Source organism: Acidobacteriota bacterium (assembly GCA_009691245.1).
Taxonomy (GTDB): domain Bacteria; phylum Acidobacteriota; class Terriglobia; order 2-12-FULL-54-10; family 2-12-FULL-54-10; genus SHUM01.
The window spans coordinates 1-13,855 of sequence record SHUM01000008.1 but is presented as its reverse complement, the minus strand read 5'-3'; the positions used below and the strand labels follow the sequence as shown (position 1 = coordinate 13,855).

Annotated in this window: 12 protein-coding genes; 5 read left to right on the top strand and 7 right to left on the bottom strand. The window is 59.1% G+C overall.

Annotated elements, in window-relative coordinates; translation table 11 throughout:
• Positions 1–73: 73 nt before the first annotated feature.
• The gene (locus EXQ56_03370; GenBank protein MSO19491.1) at positions 74–1,189 is read left to right on the top strand and encodes a sigma-70 family RNA polymerase sigma factor; all 1,116 of its coding nucleotides are present in this window, start codon (positions 74–76) and stop codon (positions 1,187–1,189) included.
• On the opposite strand, the gene kdsB is transcribed toward EXQ56_03370, so the two are convergent.
• Positions 1,176–1,934, bottom strand: a complete 759-nt coding sequence (kdsB, locus tag EXQ56_03365) for a 3-deoxy-manno-octulosonate cytidylyltransferase (GenBank protein ID MSO19490.1) — start codon at positions 1,932–1,934, stop codon at positions 1,176–1,178. The two genes, EXQ56_03370 and kdsB, sit on opposite strands and share 14 nt — an antisense overlap.
• A gap of 135 nt (positions 1,935–2,069) precedes the next feature.
• Here kdsB and EXQ56_03360 point away from each other — a divergent pair, with 135 nt between their 5' ends.
• A complete protein-coding gene (locus tag EXQ56_03360; protein ID MSO19489.1) occupies positions 2,070–2,789 on the top strand; it encodes a hypothetical protein in 720 nt (239 codons plus the stop codon).
• Between the two features lie 74 nt (positions 2,790–2,863).
• Positions 2,864–3,316 (top strand): hypothetical protein, encoded by a 453-nt coding sequence (locus tag EXQ56_03355; GenBank protein MSO19488.1) that lies wholly within the window; start codon positions 2,864–2,866, stop codon positions 3,314–3,316.
• A 171-nt stretch (positions 3,317–3,487) separates the two neighbouring features.
• On the opposite strand, the gene EXQ56_03350 is transcribed toward EXQ56_03355, so the two are convergent.
• Positions 3,488–4,447, bottom strand: a complete 960-nt coding sequence (locus EXQ56_03350) for a HAMP domain-containing histidine kinase (GenBank protein MSO19487.1) — start codon at positions 4,445–4,447, stop codon at positions 3,488–3,490.
• An 879-nt stretch (positions 4,448–5,326) separates the two neighbouring features.
• Positions 5,327–6,235: a RibD family protein gene (locus tag EXQ56_03345; protein ID MSO19486.1), complete on the bottom strand. Its 909-nt coding sequence runs from the start codon at positions 6,233–6,235 to the stop codon at positions 5,327–5,329.
• A gap of 156 nt (positions 6,236–6,391) precedes the next feature.
• Between EXQ56_03345 and EXQ56_03340 the strand changes: the two genes are divergently transcribed.
• Together EXQ56_03340 and EXQ56_03335 are read left to right on the top strand one after the other, a co-directional pair.
• Positions 6,392–6,697 carry a 4a-hydroxytetrahydrobiopterin dehydratase gene (locus EXQ56_03340; protein MSO19485.1) on the top strand — a complete coding sequence of 102 codons (306 nt, stop codon included), beginning with the start codon at positions 6,392–6,394 and terminating at the stop codon, positions 6,695–6,697.
• Between the two features lie 68 nt (positions 6,698–6,765).
• Entirely contained in the window at positions 6,766–8,976 is a 2,211-nt protein-coding gene (locus EXQ56_03335) for a hypothetical protein (protein MSO19484.1), read from the top strand.
• A 139-nt stretch (positions 8,977–9,115) separates the two neighbouring features.
• Here EXQ56_03335 and rsmG read toward each other — a convergent pair whose 3' ends face one another.
• The 4 genes from rsmG to mnmG form a co-directional block, all read right to left on the bottom strand.
• Entirely contained in the window at positions 9,116–9,781 is a 666-nt protein-coding gene (gene rsmG, locus EXQ56_03330; protein MSO19483.1) for a 16S rRNA (guanine(527)-N(7))-methyltransferase RsmG, read from the bottom strand.
• A 28-nt stretch (positions 9,782–9,809) separates the two neighbouring features.
• The gene (locus EXQ56_03325; protein MSO19482.1) at positions 9,810–10,943 is read right to left on the bottom strand and encodes a DUF481 domain-containing protein; all 1,134 of its coding nucleotides are present in this window, start codon (positions 10,941–10,943) and stop codon (positions 9,810–9,812) included.
• Between the two features lie 98 nt (positions 10,944–11,041).
• The gene (gene mscL, locus EXQ56_03320) at positions 11,042–11,473 is read right to left on the bottom strand and encodes a large conductance mechanosensitive channel protein MscL (protein ID MSO19481.1); all 432 of its coding nucleotides are present in this window, start codon (positions 11,471–11,473) and stop codon (positions 11,042–11,044) included.
• Positions 11,474–11,618: 145 nt separating this feature from the next.
• The gene (mnmG, locus tag EXQ56_03315; GenBank protein MSO19480.1) at positions 11,619–13,577 is read right to left on the bottom strand and encodes a tRNA uridine-5-carboxymethylaminomethyl(34) synthesis enzyme MnmG; all 1,959 of its coding nucleotides are present in this window, start codon (positions 13,575–13,577) and stop codon (positions 11,619–11,621) included.
• Positions 13,578–13,855 lie beyond the last annotated feature (278 nt).

The window sequence follows — 13,855 nt, the reverse complement described above, 5'->3', positions numbered from 1 at the left end:
GTGCTCACCTAAATCCCATGCCCAATCTGGCACGTATAGCCAAACCTCGGCAACGCATCATCTGCGTGCCATTATGGCATTTCTTCCCAAATCGGTCCTCCCGCGTGTCCACACCCACTTCTCTGTTCAATCATTAGCAGATTGCAATCAACCGGTTAGCGCTTGCGCTCCCACCTCAAATCGTGGCTACGCACGTGCTTCCATCACCGTGCCCTCTTCCACTGCCCTATTGAAGAAGGGCAGGAGATCAACATTCGCGATGCCCTCAACTTATTCTCAAGCTACTGCGGTACGTGTTGGTTCTAGTTCGATAGCCACTTCCGCCGATGCATACGCTATCCCCGTATTGCCCACAATCACCTCGCAGTGCACGCAACCCGATCCGTGGCATCGCGAGGAACTGATGCTCGCGCATCTGCCGCAGGTTCGCATGGTAGCCAGAGGTCTCTGGAAGCGACAGTGCTTTGCGGTGGACATCGATGACCTGATTGGCTATGGGACACTTGGCTTACTCGACGCCATTGGTAAGTACGATCCCAGCCGCGGCATCCTGCTCAAGACATACGCAGAGCACCGCATACGCGGCGCAATTTTGGATGGGCTACGGGGCATGAACTGGCTGTCACGCAGCGCTCGCAAAAAAGTGAAGAGCCTCCGAGACAATGCTCCGACACAAGACTCCGATCCCATCCATGAATTGGCCAATAATGGATTAGCCGACCCGCAGCCGTCGACTCCGCATTACGCCACGAAGTTGGACGCCCCCCCCAAGCTTCCAATGCCAACTGCCTCTGTATTTTCATCAGGGGGACTGAATGAAATGGAGCGGCTCTACCATAATTCCCGCGCCGCAAAGTATTCGTATCGCAGCGAGGCTACGCCTGAACATCTAATGGCTCGCAAGCAGCAAGGGACCCTCCTGGCGATGGCAATTGCAGACCTCTCCGAGCGGCACCGGCAAGTCCTGGACCTCTACTATCGGCGCGAGATGAGCATGCGGCAAATCGCCGACCTGCTCGGCGTACATGAATCCAGAATTTCGCAACTCCATCTGGCCGCCATCACGCAACTTCGCAAAACGCTGACGAACCCGACCGCTGGGGCAAGAACTTCTTCGGAAAAAGCGCCCAAGAACCGGGCAGCGGATTCCCGATTTACGGTGAACAGAATGACCGCTATGGCTGGCTAGATTTTCTCTTTCCCCATTGGACGGAGAACGCTTCCCAATCCTCCCGCGTATCAACTCCGATGGTATCCAACGATGTCTCCGCAACATGGATCGGGATGCCGTGATGCAGGAAACGAAGCTGTTCGAGCCTTTCCGTTTGTTCGATTAACGTCATGGGCAGATCGCAGTATTTCCACAGCGCGTCGCGGCGGTAGGCATAGAAACCAAGATGCTTGTAGGTTGGCAGCGGGGACTCCGCATTCCGGCGATAAGGAATCGCCGAACGCGAGAAGTATAGCGCGCAGCCATGCAGGTCTGTAACCACCTTCACCACATTGGGATTCTGCGTGGCAGTGTGTTCGAGCGGTGTTTTCAAGGTCGTCACCTGAACCTCCGCACCCTTCCCGCCGCTCTCGAACAGGTCGATCAACAGGCGCACGTGCTCGGCCTGCACCAGCGGCTCATCGCCCTGTATGTTCACATACACGTCGGCGGCAAGACTGTCGGCCACCTCGCGAATGCGTTCGGTGCCGCTCGAGTGCGCCGATGACGTCATGCGCACGGGGATGCCTTGCCGCTGGCAATACTCGCGCACCGGCTCGGCGTCGGTGGCGATGAGCAACTCGTCCAGCAGCGGGCAGGCGCGCGCCGCATCATAGACGTGATGCAGCATGGCCTTGCCGTCAAGTTCGAGCAGCACCTTCCCCGGCAACCGCTCCGAAGCTAACCGCGCCGGAATCACCCCCACCACCTTCAGCTTTCCCATGCCTCACCTCTGGCTTCGCGATGTACACTGCACGACTTTCATTCCGCAGGAATTGGCCGCAACAGAAAAATCAATCCAGACGTCTTATTGAACTAACTACTATAATGCTGTGGGTGTCTCTTGCAAATCCAATGAGTGCGTTCACGCGGCGGACATGGTGTCAGCTTCGGAGCGATCCACCCACTGCTCTACCAACGTGCCCGCTTCAATCCACCTGACTTGCTGCTGGTGCAAGTGCAGTTCCCGAGTTTACTGGACCCTCTCGCGAACGCGGAAGAGTCTTCGGTGGGCGGCAAGCGTTCCGAGATCAAGACGATGGATCCCGATTTGGTATCGCCCTATAGTCACGTTTACTCACTCCAGATTCAGCAGGAACTTCCGGCGAACTTTTCGCTCACCCTAGGATATGTCGGAGAGCGGACCTTCAAACTGCCCGTACGGCTCGTGGGCAATCGCGGCGTGGAGGTTCCCGGCATGGTCGCAGCGACGGGGAATATCGACGCGCGCCGCCCCCATCCCAACTATCTCCAGATGACCAGCGCCCTCAACGGCGTGACCGCCTACTTCGGTGCCTTGCAAGCAACGCTCGCGCGGAAACTAAGCTACGGCCTTGCGCTGAATGTTCGTTACAGGTTCAGCAAGTCGATCAGCACCGGTGACACGACCTTTGCGGAAATCGAGACCGGCACAGGCGTAGCCCAAACCGCCAACGAGCGCAACTCAGACCTGAAAGGTGTGACGAAATTCGACTCACCGCACAGTCTCACCGCTGGATTCAATTACGAATTCCCGGACCTGCGCCTGGCGGGCGAGGCTCACGATTCATCTCCAAGCTGCTGGGGGGCTGGCGCATAGCCGGCACGGCGACGTATAAGTCAGGGACACCATTAAATATAACAACCGGGTCGGATGCGCGCGGCATCGGGAACGTGGATGGCGTTCGCGCTTCCGACCGGCCGAATCTTCTCGACACGTCCATTCTCGGTCGCAGCATCGACCATCCCGACACCTCGCGCGCCATGCTGTCTGCCGATAGCTGCCGCCGCATTCCAACCGTCGGGCCAGATGGCGCGAATTTTCGCGTATACGAGTGTCAGTACTTCAACACGAATCTGCCCGTGGGCGGGCGTGGCGATCTGGGTTACAACGTGCTGCGCTCAGACGGCGTGCATAACTGGAATGTGGCACTGGAAAGGGAATTCGCGCTGGGCAAAGCCGCTGCCGACACTTCGCTACAGTTCCGTGGCGAGTTCATCAACTTTCTGAATCAGCCGCAGTTCGCCGAACCAAATCTGCGAATTTCATCGGACACCTTTGGCGAGATCACCAACACCGCCAACCGCGGTCGCCTGGTGCAGCTCGGGCTGCGGCTGCGCTGGTAGCCACGCTATACATCAATTATGAAAATGGCCTAAAAGGCAGAGGGGGCTGGTTTGAGCAACCAGCCCCCGAGTAGCGGATCAGGTGAACTGCTGTGATGTTGAAACCAATTTAACGCGTCCCTGCAGAGAGCGGAATAGCGCAAAGGACTCATTTCAATTTAGGCCACGGTACTAGGATTGCAGTACTACGGGCCGGTGGTTTTTGGCCGGCGGCATAGCTCTTGGGGCGGCGGCATTCTTTGCTGAACGGGTCCCATCGTATTTCCCTACCGCAACCAGTTCAGACACTTTCCTCCTGGCAGGCACCAACGCCGGACGCGCAAGCTCCGTTGTCCGCGCCATAGGCAGCGCGAGGCAGAAGCTGCTCCCGCGATCGGGCCGGCTCGAGTAAGTGAGTTCGCCGCCGCATTTCGCCAGCAGATCGCGGACCAGCGACAAGCCTAGTCCGCGGTGTCCCGGCTTAGTGCTGAATGGCTCGTTGAATACTTTCTGCAGATCGTCCCTGGAAATTCCAGTGCCGGTATCGGAGACCTCCAGTACCACACGGTTTCCGCGAACGTATCCCACCAGACTGAGCATGCCGCCATGGGGCATCGCCTGCACGGCATTCCAAATCAGGTTCACCAGCGCGCGAAAGACTACCGAGCGATGCACCCTGACCGGATCGAGCCCTCCCACGCGGACACGCACGCGGATGAGCGGTTCTCGCAATGGGAGCAGCGCGGCACTCAGCGCCTGATCAACGATGGATCGCAAATCCACCGCTTCCGTGCGCCAGGGCTGTTCGGCGGGATGGGCCATCTCCAACAGACAATCCAGCAACGCCTGCGCCTGCTCCATGACGCCACGCATGGCCTCTCGGTAGTGTTGTGTGTTTTGAGCGGACCAATGCAGTGAAGTGGTGACGGTCCCGGCAGCTTCCAGCAGATTGGAGAAATCATGGGCAATACCCTCAATCGCTTCGGGCAGCTTGCCGGCGGACTGCGATTTCATCTCGTTGCGTATCACCGTTTGCCGAAGCTCGTGAATCTCCGACTCACTCCAGGAAAGCGCGGCCTTGACGTGCTGGGTTGCTCCACGGTCCCGATTAACATCTTCGCCATCCGCTCCCGGCTGGTATTCAGGGTACATATACGGTCTTGAAGCGCAATCTCCAGCGGACTGGACTGAGGGTCTTGTGCCTGCGACGCCCCATTCAGCATCGCAGTGCGGATAGCTTGAATCAATTGGCTCTGATCGTAGGGGGCCAACAGGATGTAGTCGGCGCCCCGATTCACACCAGAAATGAGAGACATCGCTGGCCAACCTGGCCAATCTGGCCAATCTGGTATGATGCGCAGGACCGGAATACGCTGCTCTTCAGCCATGCTCAAAACTTCCTGCTCAGCGTCGATGTCAAAATCGGTATCCAGCACGACATCGGAAATGTTTGGGGCCATGTCCTGGGCTGTGTCCTTCTCACTCTCGCCAAGAATGGAGCCGCAGCGAACGCCAATGGAATCATCTCGACTGATCAGGAGGGAGTTCGCGCATGGACCTTGCCATGCATCGGCATCGGGTATGCGGTTAGTGGCAACGGAAGTGGGCGCGTCGCTGGCGAAGGTTTGCGGATCGCAGATCAGCAGGAGACCGATCTTTCGGCGCGAGATGAGCCAATGGGCAATGCGGAGATTTCTGGCGCGGATCAGCCGATAGCAGCTCCCCATCAGTTCGGCGCGCAAGCGATGATACGAGTGTCGTTGTTCACTAACCATCAGAATCGTTTCGAGTTGCATTGGGCCCTCCGCAATATTCCCGCGAACGTACCAAGCGCAACTGACTGGCCAGCAACAACGCATGACTTCCATCTATTTATCAATTACATACGGGACCATGTTGAATTCTATTATTCCGCCATTGGGAACTTGTTTCCCATTATGGGAAGAGTACGTCGCAGGAGAATCGGCAAAGTTTTGCTGCAACTGAGGGAAGTTTTCTACGCCAGGCGCGGTTGTCAGCGCAATCCTGTACTTACCGTTGATCAGGATGTGCGGCCGCACGGTATCGCAGGAACATGTGGTCGCCGGCGCGGCGGCAACTCATGGTGCGGTACCACTGGGCGTTTTCCGGGCCAAACCCGGCACCAGTGAAGGATGTCAGCCGGGGTGCGAACATCTCTTCGGCCACGCGCGATTCCTCCGGCGCCGGATGTTCCGCACCGATCTCTTGCGGGGAAATCGTCAGAAATTTTTCGTCGATCAGCCGAGACCGCAGCATGCTGCCGTAGAGCGCCGGGCCGCCCTCGCAGAGTAACTGCTCGATGCCAGACCGATGCAGCTCCTTCATCAGTTCCGTCCAATCCAGATGTCCGTTCTCCCCGCAGACGAGAAGGCGTACGTTTGCCGTGCCTGCCACCGCCTTTTCTAAATGTCGTGCGCCCTCCGGGGTGGTGGCAATCCACGCCTCCACGTGCTCGGAGCTAAACAGACGGTAGTCAGTCGGGCGAAATTTCCCCGTCCCGCTTACGATGATGTTGATGAGCTTGCGACGGCCAAGAACGTCCGTGCGATATCGCAGCAGGCCGGGATCGACGATGCGGTAAACGGGCCCGCCGGGGATGCGTCCGAAGCGGGCCTCCATCTCCAGCGAACGCATGCCGCAGATCAGCGCGTCGGCGTGCGCGCGCAGCAGGTCCATCATCCAGCGGTCATGACGGCTGCGCGCGATCCATTCACCGCCCGGATGCGTCCCGCCGAAGCTGACCATCCCGTCAATCGACTGCACGAAGTTGGCGTAAATCCAAGGCCTTCCAGCGGGTGCCGCCGGGAAGCCCACATTGCCTGCGAACTGACGCAGTTCATGCGTCAGCGCGACATTCTTCTCGCTGTGGTCAAATAGGACATCAAACGGACTCAGGTCCACTGGCGCAGATATGTTCATAGTAGCGAGGCGAGCAAGGCCCGCAGAAAAACTATAGTGGCAGTGCGGCCCATCTGGCAAGTTGGCGGACGTGCAATCCTTGTGATCGCCCACTCTATGCCATATGCTGGAAGATTAGCTGAGCGAGTCCAGCAAGTCATGCAAGGAGGCCCACCCATGTCGGAGCAACCCAGGCGTTTGACTGTAACCGAGATTCACGACGCCTTGAAAGAGCTGCCCGGATGGAACGTCGTCGCGGAAAAACTCCATCGCGATTATAAATTTCCGGGCTTCGTCGAGGCATTCGGCTTTATGTCCAGCGTGGCGCTCATCGCTGAAGCGATGAACCACCATCCAGATTGGTCTAATGGCTACAACAAAGTCGTGGTGGATTTAATAACGCATTCCCTCGGCGGCATCAGCACGCTTGATCTGGCCTTGGCCCGCAAGATGGAAATCCTCGCGGCAAAAACCGCGGTCTGATAATCCCATAGAATAAATCAATCGAGACAAACTTGGAACCAGGCCGCCGCCGCGAGCGGCCCCTAACAATGACCTCTCTTCGATTCCTGCATCGCATATTCGCAACTCCGGCGATTTGGTTGAGCGTCGCGGTTTGTCTACTGACGGTGCCAGTGGCTGGTTCCGCGCAAACGCGGCAGGCTCGTGTCCAGCGGGCCGAGGCGTCCATGCGCGTGGATGGCGCACTGGATGAACCGCAGTGGGCGCAGGCGCCGCCTATCGGCGAGATACAGCAGCGCGAGCCGAACGCTGGCACCGTTGCCTCGGAACGCACCGAAGTCCGCCTGCTTTACGACGACAATAATCTCTACATCGGTGTAACCTGCTGGGACTCCGACCCCCCCGGCATCATCGCCACGCGCATGGGCCGCGACTCGGACTTCGTGGATGACGATCACATCGACATACTGCTCGACACCTTTCACGATCGCCGCAACGCCTACTACTTTTCCACCAGCCCGTCCGGCGCGCTGGTGGATGCGCTGGTCATCGAGAACGGCACACTGAACCGCGACTGGGACGCCATCTGGGTGGTGCGCACGCGGCGCACACGCGAAGGCTGGACGGCGGAGTTCGCCATTCCCTTCAAGAGCCTGACATTTCAAACTGGTGGAACTTCCTGGGGTTTTAATTTCTCGCGCACTATCAAGCGCAAGATTGAAGAAGACCGCTGGGCTTCGCCACGTCTGGATGTGAATTTTCTGCAAGTCTCCGAAGCGGGCGAGATCAGCGGGTTCAGCGACATCACCCAGGGCCGTGGGCTGGAGTTGCGTCCATTCACCGGCGGTCGCTGGATTCGCGACGAAGCGGGCACACAGACCAAAAGCACGTTCACCGGCAAGCCCGGCGTAGACATGGCCTATAACATCACACCCAGCTTGAAATGGAATGCCACTGTCAACACGGATTTCGGCGAGACCGAAGTGGACACCCGCCAGATCAATCTCACGCGCTTCCCGCTTTTCTTCCCGGAGAAGCGCCAGTTTTTTCTGGAGAACTCCGGCGTCTTCAATTTCTCAGACAACGGAAACGAGTTGCTGCCGTTCTTCAGCCGCCGCATCGGATTATCAGGTGGCCAGGAAGTCCCCATCCGTTTCGGGACCAAGCTCACCGGGAAGATTGGTGGCCTCGACATTGGGCTGCTGGACGCGCGCACGGGAGAAACCGGGTTTTCTCCGGCCAGAAATCTGCTGGTGGGGCGCGTGAAACAAACGTTGTTTCGGCAGTCGTACATCGGGGCCGTCTTCACTGACGGCGATCCGTCCTCGACGCGCTCGGCGCGCACCTTCGGCGCGGATGTGCGCCTGGGGACCAGCAGTTTTCTGGGCGGCGACCGGAATTTATCGCTGAACGCTTTCGCGCTGAAGAGCAGCAATGAGCGGATCACCCCAGCGAGTCCCACGGGCGACGACAAGGCGTTCGGCGTCGGCGTGAGCTTTCCCAACGATCTGCTGGACCTCTCGGCCAACTGGCGGCGCGTCGATAAGAATTTCCGCCCGGCGCAGGGATTCGTGCAGCGGCCTGGCTCGCGCCTGATTCGAGTGAATTTCGGTTACAGTCCGCGACCGAAGAATTTTCTCGGCGTGCGCCAGATGCTGCATGAGGCCTTCTTTACTCACTACACCCGCCTGGACGCGGGAGCCAGCGAATCATGGCGGCTGATGACCGCTCCTATCAACTGGCGATTCAATTCCGGAGATCACATCGAGTTCAATTGGCAACCCACTTTCGAAAGAGTCTTCAAGCCTTTTGAAATCTCTCCCGGAGTGATTTTGCCGGTGGGCGACTATCAATTTACGCGCTGGCGCGTGGAGGCCTTCACCGCCTCCAAACGCGCCGTGGAAGCGCGGCTGACATTGTGGCTGGGCGATTATTATTCCGGCACGGCGCATGAAATCCGCGCCAGCCTGAACTATAAATTCCAGCCGCACCTGCAAGTAATTCTGGAAACCAACCAGACCTTCGGCCGTTTGAAAGAAGGGAATTTCGTGGCGCGCGTGCAGAGCCTGCGCCTCAACTACTCCTTCACGCCATTCCTCTCCCTGTTCAATCTGATGCAGTATGACACTACGTCGCGCAACCTCGGCTGGCAGAGCCGCCTGCGCTGGATCGTGCAACCCGGCAACGATTTCTTCCTGGTGCTGAATCAGGGTTGGCTGCGCGACGACCAAGAGGGCTTGCATTTCCATGCCGCCGACACCAAGCTCGCCGCCAAAGTCCAGTACACCGTGCGCTTCTAGACGATTTTTACCATTGAAGTAGAGTACGCAGAGCCGCGATCGGAAGGGAGCGGTGGCACATGGGAACGGTGGCGTTGATTCAGTACCGCTCCCTTCCGGTCGCGGCTCTGTGTCACCAATTGCAACTCTGGAATTGAGTTTATCGGGATGGCGTGCCGGTAAGAATCATCCGTCGCAGTGAGTTGGGAATTACATCCATGCGAAGCCAGCAGAACGATGAATCACGCGCCACTCGCTCGGCGTCGGCCTCGCCCAGAAACAGCGCCACCTGTCCATTTCCGTCGAGCAGCCGGGCAAGACTATCGAGGTCCGTGTGAGCAACTGCAACGGCCCGCATGGTTACCAGCGCCGCGCGACCAGCCATCTCCCCGCGAGCCGCCGTTTCCAGACGATCCGTTGAGACGCTCGCTCGTTCCAGCCCGCACTGCCGAATCACATCTTTCAGAAACGTGGCCTTCTTCTGGTTTGGCTCCAGAAGCACCGTCTCCACATGCGGCCAAACCACCTTCAGCGGCAAGCCGGGGAAGCCCGCGCCGGAACCCACGTCAATCATTATTCGAGCTGGCGCGCCCGGCAGGCCGTCGGGAGCGGGCAACAGGCTGGCCAAAAACAGCGACTCGGCGAAGTGTCTTTCGGCAATCTGCCGTGGATCGCGGATCGCCGAAAGATTCATCTTCTGATTCCAACTCAGCAGCAACTCAAAATGGATCAGGAGTTGCCGCTGTTGCACGCTGCTGAGTGGAATGCCAGTCTGCTTCGCGCACTGCTCCAACAATTCGGCTAGTGGTTTAGTATCTCCAGACATCACGCCTTGATCGGTTCACCTCAGCCTATTATTGCGCAAAGGTGATGCCGATGCCCGTGGAATAAAGCACGTCGTTGGTCTTGCGTCCGGGCGCGGGATTCTTCAGGTAGCGGTCGCTGAGGTTCACATTCCAATTCAGCCACTTGCTGAGTTTGGTCGCCGCACCCAGATCAAAGTTCATGCGGTAGTCGCCCGACTTGGAGAGATTGTTGAACATGCGGAAACTCTGCACGATGCTGGTGGCGGAGTTCATTTTCATGCTGTAATCATCGCCCCAGTACGCCTCCGCGGCATCGCGCGTGAGCGGTGTCGAAAATTTCTCGCGATTGTACGCGGCGCCGCCGAGCAGGTCGAAGCGCCTGACATCGGACTTGATCACGTTCACGCCGAAGCCGCCGCCGAGCACGAAGCGCAGATCCAGGCTCTGGAACCGGTCGTACTCATAATCGTTGAACAAGTTAATGAACGTCCGCGAGCTGATGTTGCGGTTGTAGCCCACCCCGCCGCGCACAGCCTTGGCGGTTTCGGTGTTCGATCCGTTCACCGTCGCGGAGGAGCTGACGGTATTAAAGTAGAGCGAAGTCTTGTCCGAGTTGGTGGCGCGCGCGGCATTCACACCCGTCGCCAGCGTCTGCGTACGCGCGTTGCCAGCCGTTCCCGCCCAGCCCAGGCTGGCGCTGCCCGCCCAGAGTTGGCCCAAGCCGGGTTCCAGCATGCGCTCGTACGCGGCCTGCTCTCCGGCGTTGCGAATGGCCGCTACTTCAGCCAGCGCTGCGCTGCGACCCGCTACTTCCAGTCGCCCGCCCGCGATGCGCACCGGGCCTTGCACCGTGTTGGCGCCGATCACCACATTCAGCGGCCCATCGGAGGTTACTGACTCCACCTGATCCCAAGGCAAAGTGATGATCCCGAAATGCGCGCTGCTTACAGTCAGCGAAGCGCCATCCTTCTTCACGATGCTGCCCGTGACACGGTCGCCATTCTTCAGCGTTATCTGATCGGCGCACACCACAGCGGATTGCACAGCGATCAAGATCAAAATCAAAAGTGTATTCTTCACGGTGCTAGTCTCCTTAATGAATTGAACTAGGATTCTGCGGCTTGCCCGCCGCAAGCTGGCCCTGTGCAACCCATGCAGGCGGCAAAGGCATACCACGGGCATCTCTGATTTTGTGAATAACCGCCGGGTGATTCGCCCGCGGCTCTGGTTGTCAGGGGAACTGTGCTACCACATCGGAAACGCCATGCCACTCGCTAAACTTAGAGCTGGGTCGTGCAATGGCCACAGCGCTTGGCGTTGACAGGGATGGCATTCAGACACTGTGGACAATCCTTCGTCGCCGGAGCGGCGGGGGCCGGCGCAGGGGCATTGAAGCGGTTCACCTGCTTGACCATCATGAAGATCGCGAAGGAGATGATCAGAAAATTGATCACCGTGTTAATGAAGCTGCCGTAGGCAATCACCGGCGCGCCTGCGGCTTTGGCGGCGGCCAGGGTGGGAAACGCGGTGCCGGAGAGGCTGAAGAACAGGTCTTTGAAATCGACATTGCCCATCATCATCCCGATGGGCGGCATGATTATATCGCTGACGGCTGAATTGACGATCGGTCCAAACGCGCCGCCCAGGATCACCGCGATCGCGAGATCAATCACGTTACCCCGGACGATGAACTCCTTGAACTCTTTCAACATGGATTAAGCTCCTTCCAGCTTATCTTGTAATATGCGCTATTGGTTTTCATTTGGTTTGCGGGGAACTTAGTCTACCACAATCCCTGAATACGGTGCGCGCTTTCGCGTGACATCTATTTGACTAGTCCGGATGGGAATCAGCGCGTTATGCGGAGGCGCGCTGGCGCATCTCGACGTAGATGTTGACGATGGCCACCGCCGCCGGCGTCACGCCCGGAATGCGCGCCGCCTGGCCCAATGTGCGGGGGCGCACGCGAGCCAGTTTCTCGACCATCTCGTGCGACAGGCCGGGGATGCCCTGATACTCGAACCACGCCGGGATCTGCCGGCTCTCCGCCTTCTTCATGCGCTCCATCTGCTGCCGCTGCTGCGCGAGGTAGCCGCCGTACTTGATGTCGGTCTCGACAATCTTCAGCACCTCGCGCGAAGGTCGCTCCTGCGACTCACCCACGTCAGCCAGTGGCCAGAGCAATTCCTGACTGCCCTCCAACGTGAAGCCCGGCCGTCGCAGCATCTGCTCCAGAGTGAGTCGATCGCCGCTCGTCTGTCCAGCGAGCGCATACAACGCCGCCCCCATTGTGGTCGCTGGATCGAGACGCGTCCTCCGGATGTAATCCGTCAACTGCCGCACGCGCGCATACTTCTCTTCAAACTCGCGGTAGTGGCTGTCGCCGATCATGCCCACGCCGTGCGCGATGGGCATCAGGCGCAGGTCGGCGTTGTCGATGCGCAGGTGCAGACGGAACTCGGCGCGCGAGGTGAACATGCGATACGGCTCGTCGGTGCCCTTGGTAACCAGGTCGTCGATCATGATGCCGATGTAGGCCTGCGTGCGATCCAGCACCACCGGCGCGCGGCCCTGTGCGGCGCGCGCCGCGTTGATGCCCGCCATGATTCCCTGCCCGCCAGCTTCCTCATATCCCGTCGTCCCGTTGATCTGCCCCGCGAAGTACAGCCCCGCGATGCGCTTGGTCTCCAGCGTGTGCAGCAGCTCGGTTGGGTCGACGAAGTCATACTCAATGGCGTAGCCGGGACGAATCATCTCCGCGTTCTCGAGGCCCGGTATCGACTCGACCATCATCTGCTGAACATCAATAGGCATCGAGGTGGACATGCCGTTCACATAAATCTCATTGGTGTCCAGACCCTCGGGCTCGAGGAAAATCTGGTGCTGCCCCTTGTCGGGAAACTTCTTGATCTTGTCCTCGATTGACGGACAGTAGCGCGGCCCGATGCCCTGTATCTGGCCGCTATAGAGCGGCGAGCGCAGCAGGTTCTCGCGCAGGATGCGGTGCGTCTCCGCAGTGGTCCAGGCGATGTGGCAACTGACCTGCGGCTGAGTGAGAGCCCGCGTGCGGAAGGAGAACGGCGTGGGCACGGCGTCGCCGGGCTGCTCTTCGAACTTGCTGAAGTCGATGGTGCGCGCGTCCAGCCGCGGCGGCGTGCCGGTCTTCAACCGTCCACAGCGGAAGCCCAGGCGCTTGAGGCTCTCGCCGAGGAAGACCGACGCGGGCTCGCCGCTCCGTCCGGCTGGATAGGTGTTCTCGCCGCAGTGGATCAGCCCGTTCAGAAATGTCCCGGTGGTGACGATGACCGCACTCGCGCAGATGGTCCGCCCATCACGCAATTTCACGCCGCGCACCCGGCGCCTCTCCGCTCCCCCTTCTGACTCCTGACTCCTGTCTCCTTTTTCCTGCTCTTCCACTACCAGGCCGACCACTTCCGCCTGCTTGATTTTCAGGTTCGGCTCGGACTCCAGAACCTGGCGCATCTTGCCGCGATAAAGTTTCTTGTCCGCCTGCGCGCGCGGCGACCACACCGCCGGCCCGCGCGACGTGTTCAGCAAACGAAACTGAATTCCGGTCGCGTCGATCACTTCGCCCATCACGCCGCCCAGCGCATCAATCTCGCGGACGAGGTGCCCCTTGGCAATGCCACCCACAGCCGGATTGCAGGACATCTGCGCGATCAGATCAAGGTTCATGGTACACAGCGCCGTGCGCAAGCCCATGCGCGCAGAGGCCATGGCGGCCTCGCACCCCGCGTGCCCCGCCCCCACCACAATCACATCGTATTCGTCGTCTGTTCTTAGCGCCCTTGGCATATTGATCGACCAACCACATTGTCCCAGACGTGGAGAGGTGGGTCAACGTAGCGCCGGCATCCTCCCGACAATGGTGTTCGACTTCAGTACTGATCGATGACGTTGGCGCGCAATGGCCCGAAGGGCCATACTGACCTGCCCGGCGATTTCGATACCAGCCGAAGTGAGAGAGAATCTCATGAGGGAGGTATTTGAATATGCCGATGCAGAGGTACAAACCAGAGCAGATCGTAACGGTGTTGCGGCAGGTTTAAGTGGCGGTGGCCAGCGGGAAGACA

Bases quoted from the DNA above. Each gene is read 5' to 3' on its own strand.
- EXQ56_03370 (MSO19491.1), top strand. From the start codon at position 74: ATGGCATTTCTTCCCAAATCGGTCCTCCCGCGTGTCCACACCCACTTC.
- kdsB (MSO19490.1), bottom strand. From the start codon at position 1,934: ATGGGAAAGCTGAAGGTGGTGGGGGTGATTCCGGCGCGGTTAGCTTCG.
- EXQ56_03350 (MSO19487.1), bottom strand. From the start codon at position 4,447: ATGTACCCTGAATACCAGCCGGGAGCGGATGGCGAAGATGTTAATCGG.
- EXQ56_03345 (MSO19486.1), bottom strand. From the start codon at position 6,235: ATGAACATATCTGCGCCAGTGGACCTGAGTCCGTTTGATGTCCTATTT.
- EXQ56_03340 (MSO19485.1), top strand. From the start codon at position 6,392: ATGTCGGAGCAACCCAGGCGTTTGACTGTAACCGAGATTCACGACGCC.
- EXQ56_03335 (MSO19484.1), top strand. From the start codon at position 6,766: ATGACCTCTCTTCGATTCCTGCATCGCATATTCGCAACTCCGGCGATT.
- rsmG (MSO19483.1), bottom strand. From the start codon at position 9,781: ATGTCTGGAGATACTAAACCACTAGCCGAATTGTTGGAGCAGTGCGCG.
- EXQ56_03325 (MSO19482.1), bottom strand. From the start codon at position 10,943: ATGCCCGTGGTATGCCTTTGCCGCCTGCATGGGTTGCACAGGGCCAGC.
- mscL (MSO19481.1), bottom strand. From the start codon at position 11,473: ATGTTGAAAGAGTTCAAGGAGTTCATCGTCCGGGGTAACGTGATTGAT.
- mnmG (MSO19480.1), bottom strand. From the start codon at position 13,577: ATGCCAAGGGCGCTAAGAACAGACGACGAATACGATGTGATTGTGGTG.